General features: G+C 44.7%; 15 protein-coding genes, 2 pseudogenes and 1 other annotated feature. Of the genes and pseudogenes, 14 read left to right on the forward strand and 3 right to left on the reverse strand.

The features are described from left to right. Positions 1–69 precede the first annotated feature (69 nt). The 14 genes and pseudogenes from RE628_RS10250 (at position 70) to RE628_RS10315 (ending at position 12,517) form a co-directional block, all read left to right on the forward strand. The gene (locus RE628_RS10250) at positions 70–882 is read left to right on the forward strand and encodes a segregation and condensation protein A (protein WP_309158600.1); all 813 of its coding nucleotides are present in this window, start codon (positions 70–72) and stop codon (positions 880–882) included. After that, positions 851–1,489 (forward strand): annotated as a pseudogene (gene scpB, locus RE628_RS10255) (SMC-Scp complex subunit ScpB). Before RE628_RS10250 ends, scpB begins: the two are co-directional and overlap by 32 nt. A 199-nt stretch (positions 1,490–1,688) precedes the next feature. Further along, on the forward strand, positions 1,689–1,922 hold the full coding sequence (locus RE628_RS10260; protein WP_309158601.1) for a hypothetical protein: 234 nt from the start codon (positions 1,689–1,691) through the stop codon (positions 1,920–1,922). After that, positions 1,919–2,425 (forward strand): DUF2953 domain-containing protein, encoded by a 507-nt coding sequence (locus tag RE628_RS10265; RefSeq protein ID WP_309158602.1) that lies wholly within the window; start codon positions 1,919–1,921, stop codon positions 2,423–2,425. Before RE628_RS10260 ends, RE628_RS10265 begins: the two co-directional genes overlap by 4 nt. 88 nt (positions 2,426–2,513) lie before the next feature. Beyond that, positions 2,514–2,960, forward strand: a complete 447-nt coding sequence (gene ytfJ, locus RE628_RS10270) for a GerW family sporulation protein (protein ID WP_309158603.1) — start codon at positions 2,514–2,516, stop codon at positions 2,958–2,960. Between the two features lie 345 nt (positions 2,961–3,305). Next, complete coding sequence (locus RE628_RS10275) at positions 3,306–4,490, forward strand: D-alanyl-D-alanine carboxypeptidase family protein (protein WP_309158604.1); 1,185 nt, start codon at positions 3,306–3,308, stop codon at positions 4,488–4,490. A 19-nt stretch (positions 4,491–4,509) separates the two neighbouring features. Then, the gene (locus RE628_RS10280) at positions 4,510–5,136 is read left to right on the forward strand and encodes a nucleoside recognition domain-containing protein (RefSeq protein WP_309158605.1); all 627 of its coding nucleotides are present in this window, start codon (positions 4,510–4,512) and stop codon (positions 5,134–5,136) included. Positions 5,137–5,152: 16 nt separating this feature from the next. After that, complete coding sequence (locus tag RE628_RS10285; protein WP_309158606.1) at positions 5,153–5,686, forward strand: spore maturation protein; 534 nt, start codon at positions 5,153–5,155, stop codon at positions 5,684–5,686. A gap of 157 nt (positions 5,687–5,843) precedes the next feature. After that, positions 5,844–6,698, forward strand: coding sequence for a pseudouridine synthase (locus tag RE628_RS10290; RefSeq protein WP_309158607.1), 855 nt, complete (start codon positions 5,844–5,846; stop codon positions 6,696–6,698). A 127-nt stretch (positions 6,699–6,825) separates the two neighbouring features. Further along, entirely contained in the window at positions 6,826–7,305 is a 480-nt protein-coding gene (locus RE628_RS10295; protein ID WP_309158608.1) for a redoxin domain-containing protein, read from the forward strand. Positions 7,306–7,363: 58 nt separating this feature from the next. After that, positions 7,364–9,034, forward strand: a complete 1,671-nt coding sequence (locus tag RE628_RS10300) for a cytochrome c biogenesis protein ResB (protein ID WP_309158609.1) — start codon at positions 7,364–7,366, stop codon at positions 9,032–9,034. 154 nt (positions 9,035–9,188) lie between these two features. Beyond that, complete coding sequence (ccsA, locus tag RE628_RS10305; protein ID WP_309158610.1) at positions 9,189–10,301, forward strand: cytochrome c biogenesis protein CcsA; 1,113 nt, start codon at positions 9,189–9,191, stop codon at positions 10,299–10,301. Between the two features lie 63 nt (positions 10,302–10,364). Beyond that, positions 10,365–11,078: a response regulator transcription factor gene (locus RE628_RS10310; protein WP_309158611.1), complete on the forward strand. Its 714-nt coding sequence runs from the start codon at positions 10,365–10,367 to the stop codon at positions 11,076–11,078. Next, positions 11,079–12,517, forward strand: a pseudogene (locus tag RE628_RS10315) (ATP-binding protein). 169 nt (positions 12,518–12,686) lie between these two features. Here the strand turns inward: RE628_RS10315 and RE628_RS10320 are convergent. From RE628_RS10320 to RE628_RS10330, 3 genes are all read right to left on the reverse strand, one after another. Continuing rightward, positions 12,687–14,041, reverse strand: a protein-coding gene (locus RE628_RS10320) for an IS3 family transposase (RefSeq protein ID WP_309158099.1) whose coding sequence is annotated in 2 segments (ribosomal slippage) — positions 12,687–13,591 and positions 13,591–14,041 — 1,356 coding nt in all. Because the reading frame shifts where the segments join, the coding sequence is not laid out codon by codon here. 88 nt (positions 14,042–14,129) lie between these two features. After that, a complete protein-coding gene (serA, locus tag RE628_RS10325; protein WP_309158612.1) occupies positions 14,130–15,719 on the reverse strand; it encodes a phosphoglycerate dehydrogenase in 1,590 nt (529 codons plus the stop codon). Between the two features lie 278 nt (positions 15,720–15,997). Further along, positions 15,998–16,225, reverse strand: a binding site (T-box leader). Between the two features lie 156 nt (positions 16,226–16,381). Continuing rightward, positions 16,382–17,317: a hypothetical protein gene (locus RE628_RS10330; protein ID WP_309158613.1), complete on the reverse strand. Its 936-nt coding sequence runs from the start codon at positions 17,315–17,317 to the stop codon at positions 16,382–16,384. Between the last annotated feature and the right edge of the window lie 25 nt (positions 17,318–17,342).

Raw genomic sequence — 17,342 nt, forward strand, 5'->3', positions numbered from 1 at the left:
AATGTAGTACCCTTTTTAGGGTACTGCATTTTCATTTTATTCGGGATGTTTATGTTACGTAGGCATTTTATGGGTGGAGGAAGTTCATTGACGACTGTATTATATAAACTGGATGCGTTCGAGGGACCACTTGATCTCCTCTTGCATTTGATCGATAAAGCGGAGATCGACATTAATCAGGTCTCGATTAGCGAGATAACCGACCAGTATCTTGAATATTTACATAACATGCAAGAGCTAGAGCTGGAGGTTACCAGTGAATTTCTCGTCATGGCGGCCACACTGTTGTCGATCAAGAGCAAACAGTTGCTTCCCAAACCGCCTGTGATCGAGCTTGATGAAGATTACGGCTATTATGAAGAGGAAGAGGATCCGCGTGAAGAACTGATCCGCCAACTGATCGAATACCGAAAGTACAAGGGGATTGCAGAGCAGCTGCATGAAATGGAGTGGGAGCGAAGCTTGATTTTTACGAAGGAACCCGAAGACTTAACTCCATTTATGCCAGAAATTCAGGAGAACCCGGTGAAGGGGCTGCATACCCAGGATTTAATTGAAGCCTTTCAGAAAGCGATCCGCAAAGCAGCCAAGCGCAGCGTGGTGGCCCGCATTCATCGGGATGAGATTTCGGTGAAGGACCGGATCAAGGAAGTAGTCTCTATCCTCGAAGATAGTGGAAAGGGAGGCAGACTGCTATTCTCCAAGTTACTGCATGAGGAGATGTATCGTCATGAGATTGTCGTTACGTTTCTGGCTATCTTGGAATTAATGAAGATGAAGCAAATCGTTTGTTATCAGAACAAACTATTTGATGATATAGTGATAGAGTGGAGAGGTGAAGTTACGGCCGATGAATTTTCAGGAATTGAAATCGATTATTGAAGGTCTGCTATTTCTTGCCGGGAGGAAGGAATCAGCGTAACGCAGCTGGCGGAAGTAACCGAGCAGCGTAAGGAGATCATTAATGATGCTCTCTTGGATTTGAAGAACTCCTTTGAACGGGCGGGACGAGGTATACAGGTTGTGCAAATTGCTGGTAATTATCAATTAGCGACATTACCACAACATGCACCTTATTTTGAAAGACTGGCTTATTCCCCTTCCAGGACTTCTCTCTCAAGCTGCGCTTGAGACATTATCGATTATCGCCTATCGTCAGCCAATTACTCGGATTGAAGTAGAGGAGATCCGTGGAGTCAAATCAGAACGAGCCATTCATACCTTGGTGAATAAAGATTTGATTGAGGAAGTTGGACGGGCTGAAGCGATCGGACGACCGATTCTGTATGGAACAACCAAGGCATTTCTCGGTTATTTTGGGCTTGCTAGCTTGAAGGACCTGCCAGTAATGGAGGATGTCCAACCATCGGATCAGCTTGAAGAGGAGACTCAGCTATTATTCAAGAAGCTAGAGGAACAGCAGCTGACATTTGATGATGTAGCGCGTGACAAAGTTAATGTGAATAGCGACGAAATGAAACTTGAATAAGCCCATAATTGACTAAAAAACCTTTACCGTAAGCGGGTAAAGGTTTTTTGCGTTTATTGCTATTTAGCGCGAGTTCTCCTGTTTCATTTCATGATCCAAAGTGGACCTTGCACAACCTCTAAATCGTAGCGAATGTTTCTCATAGTGAACAGACATACTATTAGGAGCTTGTTATCTGAATAGCATGGAGGGCGTTCTCGTGTGGATTTGGCTCGGAAGCAGCCTGTTCCTGCTGTTTCTCATCATTGTGTTACTCCTATCATCGCATATCAAGCTTCGGTTCTTAGCCAAGAAGAGGAACAAGAATGACTTGGTCAGAATAAATGTCACTTTTCTTTTTGGCATGATCTCGCTTCACTATAATATACCGGAGATTGAACTGAAGAATTTGCAAGATGGATTAATAATCCGGGAGAGAATAGCAATAATTTGAACGAGGGACAGACGGCAAATCACGAGCAGGCAATTAATAAACAGAAGATTGAGCAATGGTTTGATAATTTCAAAATGATGCTGGAAGCTACTCTAGGACTACGTAGATGGATGAAAACTACGCTGAAGCATGTTAAGGTAACACAACTGGATTGGTCTACCAATATTTCCCTTTCAAATGCTGCTCATACTGCCACATTGACCGGTTTTGCATGGGCACTCAAATCGACCATCATCGGCTTTTTGTCGTATCATATTTCACTTCGGCAGCGTCCCAAGTTATTCGTAGTTCCTAAATTCGGCGCTTCTCCTGCATTCGTTAGCGAACTGCAATGCACGGCACGGATTCGCTTGGGATATGCGGTATATGCATTGTTCATATTTGTCTTCCGGATATTACGGGAAAATAAAGGGTTGCGCAAATGGCTAAAGATATTAGCCAAATCGAAATCCGCCAAATCGAAGAAATCGCCGCCAGACAGTCATGATACTTCAAGGGCTTAAATCCCATACATACAACAGTTCCGGGATGAGCAGACTATGATAAGCGTAAGAAGTCCTTATTTAACCCATTTCTTAAGGAGGAAGAACAATGGCTGAACATCCAATTCAAGGATTAATGCAAACGGCGATGGAGAACATCAAAGATATGGTTGATGTGAATACCATCGTTGGTGAACCAGTACAAACACCTGATGGCAGTGTGATCTTACCAATCAGCCGCGTAGGCTTTGGCTTTGCCGCTGGAGGCAGTGATTTCTGTATTGATAATGATAATGAGAAAAGCCATTCCGACAGTTCCGCTAAAGACGGTAAAATAAGACCGTTCGGCGGTGGTAGCGGGGGCGGTGTCTCGATTAATCCAATCGCTTTTCTCGTTGTTGGCACTCAAGGCGTGCATATTGTTCCACTCGATAATCAGACTCATTTAGCTGAGAAGATGATTGATGCGTTGCCTAACGTCATCGACAGAATCCAGGCGATGATTCCAAATCGCAAGGATGATGAGCCTCACATTGAAGTGCATACCGATCTTTAAAAATTCGCTTTTGATAAGAAGACCGATCGATGTAATTCAAGGATGAGCGACCGCGATTAAAGAAGTGAATCAAGAAGTAAACTCGGCATTAGAGGCCTAGCTTCATCAAAGGGGCAATAAACGATCCTTTCCGGAAGCTCCGGGAGGGTTCTTTTTTGTAGATAACGAACCTTTAGTCGTGGCCCTGCTGAATGCAAGATTCGATGCTGAATAAGCGTTCAGTGTTACATCGGAATCAAAAGTGGTCTTATTGACAACCTCTAACTGGGACATACTATTTTGGTGAAATGCATATAATGTTACAAGCTCACCAAGCAATTAGCCGAAAGGAAAACGACGATGAGAATGACATCCAAGATACGCTTTATATCTTTGTTGATGGGCTGCTTACTATTATTATGTCCGTTAGCAGTACAAGCTCAAGAACAGGATAATCAGAAGAGTCCGCAGCCCCCGGTGAACCATGCCCAGGCGATAGCCTTGATCGATGTGACTTCCGGCAGGATTCTATATGAGCATCATGGAAATGAAGAGCTTCCGATTGCCAGTCTGACAAAGATCATGACGGCTATTGTCGCCATTGAACAAGGAAAGTTATCTGATAAGGTCAAAGTTGGCCGGGCCTCGTACGGTAAAGAAGGCTCATCGATTTATCTTCATTTGGGCGAAGAGATGACGCTTGAAAACATGTTATACGGATTAATGCTGCGCTCAGGGAATGATGCGGCTTCAGCGATTGCCGAGCATGTAGGTGGATCTGAGGACGGATTCGTCCGACTAATGAATGAGAAAGCGTCTCTGCTTGGACTTGCCCATTCTCAATTTCAAAATCCTCACGGGCTTGACGCCAAAAATCATTACTCCTCTGCGATTGATCTGGCCAAGCTAACAGCTTATGCGATGCATAATCCTAATTTTAAGGAGATTGTTAAGACACCGGTCAAGCAAGCTCCAAACCCGAATGATCCTTGGGATTATAAATGGATTAACAAAAATAAAATGCTTCGCTTTTATGAAGGGGCAGATGGGGTTAAAACAGGCTTTACGAAAATAGCTAGGCGCTGCCTGGTAAGCTCAGCCACCCGAAACGGCCAACAACTCGTCGTTGTAACGATAAATGATGGGGACGATTGGAATGATCACCGTAAATTGCTTGATTATGGCTTTGCCCATTTTCCGCTGGTGGAGATCATTAAGAGGGGACAAACCTTACAAAGCGGAATCGTCGCAGGTACAGGCTTTAAATATGCACTGACCCCGGAAGAATCCAAACAGATCGGGAAAAATCTTGTATTGCAAGATGAAAACGAGGTTAGCTTCGGCAAGCGAGGGGAGCTTCACATATTGATAGACCAGCATCCAATCGGCAAAATTCCGGTGTATAAGCGCGGCAGCATTCCACCGCTCTCAAAGCAGTATCAGCAGGTATATAGCACTGGCGGCTTGCAGCCGGATTGGTTCACATCATTTCAGCAAGCACTAAGATCATTGTTATTTTCGGGGATTAGGGGAAGGTCCAGGTTTGGCTGAAAGATAGGGGAAGAGGGATATGGTAAATAAAATATGGCTGGGACTCATCATCATCGGCTTTTTATTCGCTGCGGTCAAGGGCGATATCAATACGGTGACTCAAGCGGCCTTCGATGGCGCTGCAACCGGTGTAACGGTATGCTTCGGTCTGATTAGCGTGCTCGTCTTTTGGCTAGGAATGATGCGCATTGCGGAAGATGCAGGTCTGATTAAGACGATCTCCAGACTACTTGGACCTGTTGTGTCTTATCTGTTCCCCGATGTACCTAAGAATCATCCTGCGATGGGTTTTATTCTTACCAATATGAGCGCGAATTTGCTGGGTCTTGGAAATGCCGCTACGCCGATGGGGATTAAAGCAATGCAGCAGCTCCAGGAGCTGAATCCGGATAAGGATACAGCATCTCCAGCGATGTGTACGCTGCTTGCGCTAAACACAGCGAGCATTACACTTATTCCTACGACATTAATCGCAATCAGACTTAATTATAACTCGGCGAACGCGGCAGAGATCGTAGGCTCTACGCTCATTGCGACCATGATCGCGACGACCGCTGCGATTGTTGCCGATCGTTTCTACCGCAGACGCTACACAAGGAAGACACCGCCGCTAAGCCCCTCAAAGACCATTACTTTGAAAAGGTAGAAAGGGGTGAGCTTCTTTGTTGGAGTGGGTTAATCTACTGTCGTCCTGGGCTGTTCCTGTCATGATCGCATTTATTCCCTTATATGCCTATTTTAAGAAAGTGCCTGTATACGAATCCTTCGTCGATGGAGCGAAAGACGGCTTCAACACAGCGATCGGGATTATTCCCAATTTGGTAGGCATGATGGTGGCTATCAGCGTCTTTCGAGCCTCGGGAGCGCTAGAGTTCTTTGTCGGACTAATATCGCCCTTATTCGAATCCTTCCGTATTCCTGCTGAAGTGCTCCCACTAGGCCTACTGCGTCCGCTAACAGGCACAGGATCTCTAGCTTTCACAACAGATCTTATCAAAACCTATGGTCCGGACTCTCTGATCGGAAGGATTGCTTCGACCATTCAGGGGAGTACAGATACCACCCTGTACGTGTTGACCGTATACTTCGGGGCTGTAGGGATTCGCAATGGGCGTTATGCGCTTAAAGTTGGTTTGTTCTCAGATATTGTCGGATTCTTCGCTGCGGTCTTTATTTGCCTAATTTTATTCGGCTAAATTATGATATAGTGGATACATATTGTTTAACCGCCTTAATGAGGGAGTATTCCTACTTTGGCGGTTATATTTTTTGGAATGTGAATAGCTTAATTGCGGCCTATTGTGAATTTCATCTCCTATAGGTATCATGTGTATTGAGGTGACTAAAGAAAAGATGGAAAGATTACAGAAAATACTAGCAAATGCTGGCGTAGCTTCACGCCGAAAATGTGAGGAATTGATTTTGAACGGTAAAGTGATGGTGAACGATGAAGTCGTGACCACGCTTGGAACGAAAGCTGATCCGAATGTAGACGTCATTATCGTGAACGGCAAAACAATCGGTGCAGAGAAGAAAGTATATATCGTAATCAATAAACCGAAGGGCGTTATTACGAGCGCTTCAGATCCGCAAGGAAGAAAAATAGTCACCGACTACCTGAAAGGTATTAAAGAGAGATTATATCCAGTTGGACGTCTCGATTACGATACTGAAGGCCTGCTTATTTTAACAAATGACGGGGATTTTGCCCATCTGCTGACTCATCCTAAGCATCACGTCTCCAAGACTTATTTGGCAACGGTGAAGGGTGTACCTCATGGTACTGAGTTAGAGAAGCTTAAGCAAGGTATTATGCTCGAAGATGGAATGACGGCCCCAGCAGAAGCGGAGTACCACGATATCGATCCAGAAGGTAAGCAATCGACGATTTCGATTACAATCCATGAAGGAAGAAACCGTCAGGTGCGACGTATGTTCGATGCGATATCACACCCGGTTCTCAAGCTGAAGCGGATCTCCTTCGGTGATCTATTTCTCGGTAATTTGAAGAGAGGGCTCTATCGCCACTTAACGAAGGAAGAAGTAGAAGGACTGTATAAGCTGGCTGAAGCAGCTGGTAAAACGAGCAAACCTTTTAAAAGAGAAGGCTCGGACAAAATGGACAAGACGGACAAGACGGACAAGACAGATAAGTTGGACAAGCCTTTCAAAAAGAGAGGAAATTTCAAACCGCGGAAAAAAGTTTAGCCTATTCAGACACATAATATTCATAATTCCCCTTGCGAAAAATATGGCAATTTTCGTTATAATGTTCATAGGATGTTCACTATTTGTTCATTGATGTATGAAAATTGTCATAGTGAGGAGAATTGATATGGGGAAGGCGAGACGTCCTGTACAAATTTTTGTATTGCTCTGTATCGTAGTGTTAGGAGCATATGCCATCAATTCAGCAGTGTTCAGCAGAGGTAGCGATAAGCCTGTGGTGGGCGGCAAGCCTCCAGCTGTCAAGCTGCTTGGACTTGATGGCAAAGTACATACCCTGGAAGAATATAAAGGCAAGGCTATAGTTATCAATTTCTGGGCTACTTGGTGTACTTATTGTGTAAATGAGATGCCAGCTTTGCAGCAGCAGTGGGAGAAGTGGCGTGATTCCGGAGTGGTTGTGCTTGGAATCAACACCGGTGAAGATAAGATGACGGTAGCCAATTTTACGCAGCAAATAGGGACGGATTTTCCGATTCTATTTGATTCTGATAACGAAGCTGTTCGCGAATATGGAGTCGTACCGATGCCGACTACCTTTTTGTTGATAAAAAAGGTAAGATCGCTTCCATTCTTGAAGGTGAGCTGAATCTGAACACTTTGAATGAACAGATTAAGAAGCTTGTTCAGACTGAGGGGTAAAGACGATGGCATTGATTGAGAATACCAAATGCGAATGTGGTCATCAGAACCGGGTCGGTACGGTGCTGTGTGAGTCCTGTGGAAAACCGCTGGACGATCGCGGTGACTCCAAGGAATTACTGGAAATGCGTTATGATGGTGTAGCAAGGCGTTCCCAACGTGTAAACCCCAATTTCATTGATAGGATCTGGAACTTTTTCTCGTCCGTGAAGGTTGCGGTTTATTTGATTATCTTTACCCTGCTGGGCGCGATGTTGGGCACTATTTTTGAGCAGGAGAGTAGCTTCATTAATTTTGATCCGACTACCTTCTATAAGAACAAATATGGGCAACTCGGTGAGATATACTATAAATTAGGACTCTCTCACACTTATGAATCTTGGTGGTTTGTACTACTGCTAGTGATGATCGGTGCGTCCCTCGTCATTTGTAGCCTGGACCGAGTGTTGCCACTTTACAAAGCGCTTTCAAAGCAGCGTATCCCGAAGCATCTGCAGTTCCTTACACGTCAGAAGGTTGTCTATCAGGGACCTATCCAAGTGGAGGAAGATGACTGGGTTGAACGTGCCGTCAAGCCTCTCAGACAGAAAGGTTATCGGGTTCATAAAGAGAAGAATGCAATTCTCGCCGAGAAGCAGCGTTTTAGCCGCTGGGGTCCCTATATTATACATATCGGACTGATCGTGTTCCTATTGGCCGTATTGTTCAGGGGCTTGCCTGGATTGCATTATGATCAGCATTATTGGTTCCCCGAAGGGGAGAAGACGAAGATTCCCGGGACGAACCTATATCTGGAGAATGAGAAGTTTAGAGTGGAATATTATTCGGAAGATGAAATGTCCGAAGGCTTCCGTAAGACAGGTAAAGTAGTAGCAAAGCTGTTCGAGACGAAGGCGGTTCTGTATGAATGCACCGCGAATTGCGATGATCCTTCCAAGGAGCCTCAGCTCAAAGAAGTGCAACGACACGCGATTCAAGTGAATGATCCTCTAACTTATAAAGGGCTTCGTGCCTATCAATTTGATTTCGACTTAACCCCTAAGCTGCGTTCGGTTCAGCCTATATTGGTGAATAAAGTAACTGGGGAGCAATATGGAAAGTTCAAGCTTGAAATGAAGAATCCGCAGCAGGAATTCAAGCTTGGTCCGTATACATTGGAATTGAAAAATAAATTTATGGATTTCTCCTTAAATGAACAAGGGCAGCCGATATCGAAGTCCAAGGATCCGAATGCACCGGCATTTCTTTTTGTGGTGAAGGGACCGGATTTCCCTGAGGAAGGCAGCCAGTTCATCTATTTTCCGAAGCAAATCGATAAAGAACGATTCCAGCAGGATGCCATTAATGAGAAACTTGGCGGTGTAGAGAACAAACTGGAATTTGTTGTAGAGTCGATGAAAGACGTTGATATTATCGCTTCATCGAGCTATATGAATATTCGCATTGATCGGGCCATGCCATTTGTCTGGCTTGGACTTGGGATCGTAATGCTCGGTTTGATCTTGAGTTTCTATTGGCAGCATCGGCGGATATGGCTCCGCATAGATGATGGAATATTGACGCTTGGCGCGCACACCACCAAGAATTGGTTCGGTTTGCGGCGTGAGGTGTTATCCTTCTTAAGCACGATGGATATAGAAGCGGATGAAAAGTCATTGGAAAATGGGGGAGAATAGGTATGGATTTTTTGGAAATTAGCCGATATGGATTTATGGTAGCTTTTTTCTGTACTGTGCTTCTTTTATTTTTTATGTAGTTGCCGTAACGGGGAAGACGTGGAAGAACAGAGATCCGCAGCGTCATGAACGTAAATGGGGAAAAATCTCCTTTGTGACCTCTTCACTGGGATTATTATCGCATCTTATTTATTGCGCATTCCGCTGGGCTTATAGCGGACACGTTCCGGTTAGCAATATGTATGAGTTTATGACATTCCTGTCTATGATGGTGATGATAGCTTTCACCGTAATCTTCTTGATCTATCGTAAAATATTACTTGGTATGTTCGCACTGCCGATTGCTATTATTATTATGGCATACGCTGCTGTATTCCCGCAGGATGTCCAGCCACTGATTCCTTCGCTGCGCTCCATCTGGCTATATATACATGTGACGTTGGCAGCGACGAGCGAAGCCTTCTTTGGAGTAGGGTTTGTGGCCGCATTGATCTACCTGCTGCGCACGATCGAATTCGACAGTAATGAGAAATCTGCACGTCGCCAAAAATGGTGGATTGAATTTACGCTATTTTCTATTATTATAGTAGTGGGCTTTATTGTGTCGGTCTTTGCCTTCCGAGCAGTCGGATATGAAGCTGTGTTCACGCAAAATGAGACAACGATTGACAGCCAAGTACAACAAAATAGTACAATAGAACAACCGGGGGTTTACCAGATGCCACCTATCGTGGCGCCTTATCAGAGCAAGGTCAAGTCAATTCCGTCCTTCCTTGGAATGGATCGTCCTTGGTTCGAAGCACCGTCTTGGATCAGTGGAACCAGTTCGGCTCGTAAATTGAATACGGTGATATGGGCCGTAATTACCGGGATTGTGCTATATTTATTACTAAGGCTTATTCTTCGCCGTCCATTATGCAAAATCATAGCACCAGCTGTGAAAGGAATTGATCCGAATGATGCGGATGAGATTAGCTATCGGGCGATAGCTATCGGATTTCCCATCTTTACACTTGGGGCACTTGTATTTGCTATGATCTGGGCTCAGCAAGCATGGGGCCGTTTTTGGGGTTGGGATCCAAAAGAGGTTTGGGCACTCATTACGTGGCTCTACTATAGCGCTTATCTGCATTTGCGCTTGTCCCGTGGCTTTCAGGGGCGTAAAGCTTCTTGGATCGCCGTAATTGGTTTCCTTGTGGTAATGTTTACGCTCGTGGGTGTTAATCTTATTATTGCGGGTTTACATTCTTACGCGGGCACAGACTAACAATATTATTAATCCTATAATTCGCTCTGGTGAATGGGTAAGATGATGAAGGGGTTGTTGTTGATGTCAGAAGAGAATCGCATTTTGGTAGTTGATGATGAGGAGCGTATTCGTCGATTGCTTAAAATGTATTTGGAAAAAGAGGGTTATGAGATCGATGAAGCTGAAGACGGAGAGATCGCTCTGAGAAAAGCGACGTCCAACGATTATGGCTTAATTCTACTTGATGTGATGCTGCCGGGAATCGATGGTATTGAGGTATGTAATCGATTGAGACAGGTAAAAGCCACACCGGTGCTTATGTTGACAGCGAAGGGTGAAGAAATGAACCGGGTTCAAGGCTTTGAAGTCGGGGCTGATGATTATGTCGTTAAGCCTTTTAGCCCGCGTGAAGTCATTTATCGCGTCAAGGCGATTATGCGCCGCGCTTCTGCGACAGCCTATTTAACCAAAGAAAGTGGAACCAGCAACAACATTGTGTTCCCTCATCTTATTATTGAACATGACGCTCACCGTGTTACGGCGAATGGGCAGGAAGTCAGCTTAACACCTAAGGAATATGAGTTGCTACATTATTTAGCTGTATCGCCGGATAAAGTATTCTCACGCGAGGAACTGCTCAAGGATGTATGGAATTATGAATTTTTCGGCGATCTTCGTACGGTAGATACGCATGTGAAGCGCCTGCGCGAAAAACTGAATAAAGTATCTCCGGAATCAGCGGCAATGATTACAACGGTATGGGGCGTAGGTTATAAGCTGGAGGTTGCTAAGTAAGTGAGCTTCTGGAGATCGCTGGTCGGCAAGTTGTGGATAACGATCATTGGCCTGGTTGCTTGCGTATTACTCATATTAGGTTTGTTCCTGCTGCCATATATCGATACGAATTTTACGAATTCTGCCGCGATTAAGAAGATGTTTGTAATCGTATGCGTGATTGGGTTTTCGCTTACAACCTTCTTTGCGCTATTCCTATTCACGAAAATTACACAGCCGATGCAGCAACTGATCCGCGCGACAGACTCGATTCGCAAAGGAAAGTATGATACAAGGCTGTCACTTCGCACAAGCGATGAGATCGGGACTTTATCGGTTACCTTTAATCATATGGCTGAAGAGCTGGAGAGTACGATCAGAAGCTTGAGGCATGAGAAGGAACATCTGTCCAGCGTTCTAAGAAGTATGCATGATGCGGTTATTACACTAGACCGTAGCGGTGCGATTATTCTGACGAATCCTCCAGGTGAGAAGGTACTTGAGCTCTGGGTGATCTGCCAGATTCTGCCTCTGAGATGGAGGAATTGACGGAGGATGACTATTGGAGCGGAATTCCGAAGCCGCTTATTCCCATGTTCCACCGTGTACTTGATCAGGAAGGCGACCAGAGCATGAATATCCATGTGAAGAAAGGCGTATGGTCCGTACATATGACTCCTCTCGCTTCGGATGGGGAGGTTCGTGGTGCAGTAGCTGTTGTACGAGATGTGACGGAGCAAGTTAAGCTGGAGAAGATGCGCAGTGACTTTGTCGCTAACGTCTCCCATGAGATCCGTACACCGCTCTCAATGATGCAAGGATATAGTGAAGCGCTCCTTGATGGTATGGCGGCAACGCCTGAAGAACAAGCAGAGCTTGTACAAGTCATTCATGATGAGTCACTTCGTATGACCAGGCTCGTCCGTGATTTGCTTGATCTGGCCCGCATGGAGGCGGGATATATCGATATGCCGATGGCACAGATGGACTTCCAAGAGCTAGCCGAGCGGATGCATCGCAAATTCCTGGTACGAGCCAAGGAGCATGACATTACACTAACACTTGATGTTGATGAATCGCCGATGTACTTGGAGCAGGCCAATGAAGATCGACTGGAACAGGTACTCACGAACTTGCTTGACAATGCATTCAGGCATACGCCGGATGGGGGAGAGATTGGAATCAGCGCCCACATCCGCGATAGCAAGCTCGGTAAGGAGCTACACGCCTCGATCAAGGACAGTGGGGCAGGCATCCCTTCAGATGATCTTTCGTTCATCTTCGAGAGGTTCTACAAGGCTGACAAGGCTCGTGTCCGGGGCGAAACCGTAGGAACCGGATTGGGGCTGTCGATTGTGAAGAATATCGTGGATTCGCATCAAGGAACAATTCAAGCAGAGAGCGAACTAGGCAAGGGTACGATATTTCATATGATACTGCCTGTCGAAGGGCATCAATAAATTGTAGTTATGACCATCCTGTTTGCAGAAAGGATGGTTTTTTTGTTGAACAAACAAGAGAAATCTTGTTCAACGTGGAACAAGTTCTGTTAGACCAAATAAAAGGGGCTGTCTCTTAGCAGTGAATAACTACTTGAAGTGACCCGAAAAGTTAGACAGTTTATTTTCATTAAGCAGTTTGTTGGGCATGAGTCCGGTATTGTACCGGACTCATGCCTTTTAATTTTGATTTAATCCGCTTGTAATTATAGTAGTTAATATACTTGGATAATTCCTCTTTAAAATGTTCAATACTTTTAAATTCCTTTATATAAAGGAATTCTGATTTGAGAATACCGAAGAAGTTCTCCATCACAGAATTATCATAACAGTTGCCCTTTCGCGACATACTCTGCGTGATTTGTTTTCTTTGTAATGCCTGACGGTATTGCTTCATCTGATAGTGCCATCCTTGATCTGAATGCATGAGAAGCTTGCCTTCTATCGTTAGCCTTTCAAAAGCTTGCTCTAGCATATCTGATACAAGAGAGTAGGTAGGTCTAAATCCTATCGTATACGAAATGATTTCACCGTTATATAAATCCAGAACAGGTGACAGATACAGTTTTTCTCCCAGTAATTTAAATTCTGTAATGTCTGTCACCCATTTCTGATTTGGTCTCTCTGCTTTAAAATTACGGTCTAATAAGTTCGGTGCAATCTGACCGACCTTACCTTTGTACGAGCGGTACTTTTTCACACGGACTATTGATATTAATCCTAGCTCTTTCATAATACGTTGGACCTTTTTATGGTTCACCTGATGCTCACGATTCCTTAATTCATCACGAATACGACGATAACCATAGCGGCCTTCATGCTCGTCATAAATGGATTGAATGAGTACCTTTAGCTCGCCATCTGGATCGGGACGTCCGAAGCTTTTAATCACGTAATAATAGGTGCTGCGCGGAATACCTGCAAGCTGCAGAAGTGCTATCACCGGAAATTCACGCCTTAATTCATAGACTACTTGCGCTTTGTCTTGTTTGGTGATTTTTCCTTGTTTTGAACTAAGGCATTCAACTTTTTTAAATAGGCATTTTCCATACGTAAACGTTCGTTTTCTGCCTGTAGTTTCTCAAGTGACCCTTCATCTTGTTTTGTTGGTTTCTTTGTTTCTTTGTTCATGGATGTACGCCCCTTTTTCTTTGCTTTGAAGGCGTCAAATCCCTTTCTTTCAAACTCTTTAACCCATCTTTTGATAGGTGAAGGTGAGGGAATACCAAAATGCGCAGCGATATCTACATATGAGGCCTTCGTTTTTAACCGATATTCAAGTACCTCTAGTTTAAACTCTGGTGAATATGAAGCATAGTCTTTTATTCGAAAACCTTCAATCCCCCACTCGCTGTACAGCTTTGCCCAAGAGTAAATTTGAGTTTTGGATACACCATATTTTCTTCCAATGGATGGCGCAACTTCGTTACCTTCCAAATATCTTAATACAATTTCGAGCTTCTCTTTTACAGAAAATTTCCACATAAAAAACTGCACCTCCAATTGTTAGTTGTGTCTAACAATTGGGGTGCAGTTCAACTAGGAGACAGCCCCTTTTGAGATTATACAATAATTAGATGAATGCGATTTGCTGTGCTTTGTTTATCTCAGGTAATTGAGTCAATTTGTTGATGACTTCGGCTGGAGCAGCCTTATCCACCGTAAGTACCATGATGGCAGCGCCGCCAACGATCTTACGTCCAACCTGCATCGAAGCGATATTGACTTCATTGCTACCAAGCAGGGTTCCGACATGACCGACCATCCCTGGTTTGTCATTGTGGGATACGAAGATTAGGTGGCCTTCTGGAGCGATATCCACTGGATACTTGTCAATTTGTACGATTCTTGCACCGTAGCCGTTAAGCAAGGTTCCAGCGATGCAGTGCTCTGTGCCGTCCGGTGCTTTCAGCGTTACACTGATTAAATTCGTGAAACCTTTTGTAGCCGAAGCTTGGGTTACAGCTACCTTGATATCGCGAACCTTAGCCAGATGGATCGAGTTGACGATATTGACGTCGTCTCCGAAATGACGGGACAGTACGCCTTTGATAATGTAGCGGGTTAGTGGCTGTGTATCAACTTCAGCAAGATCCCCTGCATAGTCTACGTGGATCTCTTGTACTGCTTGCTGATTCAATTGAGCAGCAAGCATACCGATCTTCTCGCCAAGTTCGAAATAAGGGGTCAACTTGTTCATTACACTAGGCGCTACCGGCGGCATGTTAACGGCATTCTTGAACGGTTCGTTACGCAGAATGTGCAGAACTTGCTCGGATACGTCGATCGCTACATTCTCTTGTGCTTCAACCGTAGAAGCGCCAAGATGCGGAGTAACGATAATCTTCGGGTTGTTCAGGAATGGATGATCCGCTTCTGGCGGTTCCTTCTCAAATACGTCGAAAGCAGCTCCGGCAACGATTCCTTGATCGATAGCTTCTACAAGGGCCAATTCATCTACAACTCCGCCACGGGCGCAGTTGACGATCCGCATACCTTTCTTCATGACCTCAAACTGTGCACGAGAGATCATATGCTTCGTCTCAGGAGTAAGCGGAGTATGAACGGTAATGAAATCAGCATTGCGGACGATATCGTCGACACTGGACAGCTTGACCCCAAGCTTCTCGGCGCGGTCTTCGGTCAGGAATGGATCATAACCGAGGATATCCATCCCAAATGCCTTGGCCCGCTTGGCGACTTCCGAACCGATCCGACCCATACCGAGTACGCCGAGCTTCTTGTTGCGAAGCTCTACGCCCAGGAATTTACGATCCCAAGTACCGGAGATGGTCTTGGCGTAAGCTTGTGGGATGTGGCGAGCAAGGGCCATCATCATGGCGAAAGCATGCTCGCAGGTCGTAATTGTGTTACCGTCCGGTGCATTGATGACGATAATTCCTCGTTTCGTTGCTGCTTCGAGGTTGATGTTATCAACGCCAACACCTGCGCGACCGATTACCTTGAGATTTTTACCAGCTTCCATAATCTTGTCGGTGACCTTCGTCTGGCTGCGAACAAGCAATCCGTCGTATTCAGGAATAATTTGAACCAGTTCATCTTCGCTAAGTCCTGTCTTTTTGTCTACTACGACGTCACTTGCTTCCATAAGCTGTTGAATCCCCAGGTCACTAATAGGATCCGATACAAGAACTTTAAACATGATTTCTTTTCCTCCTAAATATGGTCTTTTTTTTGTATATATAAGTTGAACCTAAGAATACACGGATGCCGCCGGGTGAAATGTGTCTTTGGCAATACGTTGTTCTAGTCTTCAGTTCAACTTCTATAAAATTGCTTGTTCACTCGCGTTGTAGAAGCATTACACATTGTCTCAGCGGATTCCCGTTATACTGCGACAAAGGCGCACGGTGTGCTCCAAGGTAGCTAGGTGTGTATCAGGGCAACAAAAAAACTCTCAATCCGCACACTACTACCGTAGTAAGGGACGAGAGTTGTTCGTGGTACCACCCTAGTTCACCGCCTCTTCACAGAGGCAGCCTCATTTGTCGTTAAGACAAAACTGATAACGGAGTTCTCCGACTGCGCCTACTAGAAGTTCAACGCAATGACTCAGGATCGCTAAAGCTGTTACGTACACTACCGGTTCGCAGCACCACCGGCTCTCTGGAAGCCCTCATAGCAACTTTGTTCCTTCATTGTTTTTCACGAGTATGATTTTTCATAATGTACCATGGTCCGAGAAAGGTGTCAATACTGTGAATGATACAATATACCCGGGTGGTGGGGCGCTCTTGAATCTACTCGTTTTTTTAGTTATGATTTTGTTAATGTCGAATAAACACAGTTTTTTTGTCCGATCCTTTAGTCTTCGAAGAAAAAAGGCAACTCAGGAAGGGACTCGGATTTATAAAAAGCAGGTTTCCATTTTAGAAATTCATTTTCCTGGATAGCTTCTGTTTCTGTGAGAATTTTCACAACAGAGAGCACAGAATTAAGGTTGAGTGATGATGCCTTTCCGCTAGTAATCATCTGATCGATCTTCGCTGTCATATCTTGAGGCAGATAATTAACATACATTTTGTCCTTAAGCATTATATCAGCAACGGCTTTATTCTTTGTGGCAAAGGAATACTTCTTCCATTCTTTGATTGAAGTGTTTGCTTTGAAGTTGAACGAGTCAGGAATGGATTTATCGTATTTGGAACTCCATTTCAGAATAGAAGCATAAAATTTATTTTGAGACTGAAGACCGAAGTTCACAGCGCTATCCAGAAATTCATCCTGATTATCCGAGTTTTCTGACAACTTGGCTAATGTGATCCTGCTAGTTTGTTTCACCGAACGGTCGATCGACTCTTCAAAGAGCCGAAGACTCTTAAGGATGTCGGCCTGGGCTTCAAGCAGAAGCGGAGAGTTGCTGGACACCTGGTAGGATGAAATTTCCTTATATTGATCTTGGGCGGATTTACGCAAATCCTTTAATGTTTGATTGGAGATCAGATTCCCGTCATCGTGTGCGCCTCTGTGGAATTCATCCATGGTAGACACGTAGCTGTTTTTGAAATTCTGATACGGCTGAAAGACAGTGAAATAAAAAGTAACCAAATCCTGCTGCTGATAGGAACCGTCGGATTCAAGCACATAGTCGTAACTGGCGAGGCTGGAGTATTTCGCCTCCGTCTTGGTGACACCGATTTGAAGGCCTAGAAAGAATGTTCCGAAGGCAGCGATCAAGGTGAAGAGAAAGCCCATTGTAAACATCATTTCACTGCGGGAGGATTTCGATTTGCGATTCATGAGTACCGCTCCTTACAATATATTT

Origin of the sequence: Paenibacillus sp. D2_2, from assembly GCF_031199965.1 — a bacterium.
In the GTDB taxonomy this organism is placed as follows: domain Bacteria; phylum Bacillota; class Bacilli; order Paenibacillales; family Paenibacillaceae; genus Fontibacillus.

What these genes read in the sequence shown, in the direction of transcription:
- RE628_RS10250 (WP_309158600.1), top strand. Translation starts at nt 70, where the DNA reads ATGGGTGGAGGAAGTTCATTGACGACTGTATTATATAAACTGGATGCG.
- RE628_RS10310 (WP_309158611.1), top strand. Translation starts at nt 10,365, where the DNA reads ATGTCAGAAGAGAATCGCATTTTGGTAGTTGATGATGAGGAGCGTATT.
- RE628_RS10330 (WP_309158613.1), bottom strand. Translation starts at nt 17,317, where the DNA reads ATGAATCGCAAATCGAAATCCTCCCGCAGTGAAATGATGTTTACAATG.
- ytfJ (WP_309158603.1), top strand. Translation starts at nt 2,514, where the DNA reads ATGGCTGAACATCCAATTCAAGGATTAATGCAAACGGCGATGGAGAAC.
- RE628_RS10295 (WP_309158608.1), top strand. Translation starts at nt 6,826, where the DNA reads ATGGGGAAGGCGAGACGTCCTGTACAAATTTTTGTATTGCTCTGTATC.
- RE628_RS10275 (WP_309158604.1), top strand. Translation starts at nt 3,306, where the DNA reads ATGACATCCAAGATACGCTTTATATCTTTGTTGATGGGCTGCTTACTA.
- RE628_RS10290 (WP_309158607.1), top strand. Translation starts at nt 5,844, where the DNA reads ATGGAAAGATTACAGAAAATACTAGCAAATGCTGGCGTAGCTTCACGC.
- RE628_RS10280 (WP_309158605.1), top strand. Translation starts at nt 4,510, where the DNA reads ATGGTAAATAAAATATGGCTGGGACTCATCATCATCGGCTTTTTATTC.
- RE628_RS10300 (WP_309158609.1), top strand. Translation starts at nt 7,364, where the DNA reads ATGGCATTGATTGAGAATACCAAATGCGAATGTGGTCATCAGAACCGG.
- serA (WP_309158612.1), bottom strand. Translation starts at nt 15,719, where the DNA reads ATGTTTAAAGTTCTTGTATCGGATCCTATTAGTGACCTGGGGATTCAA.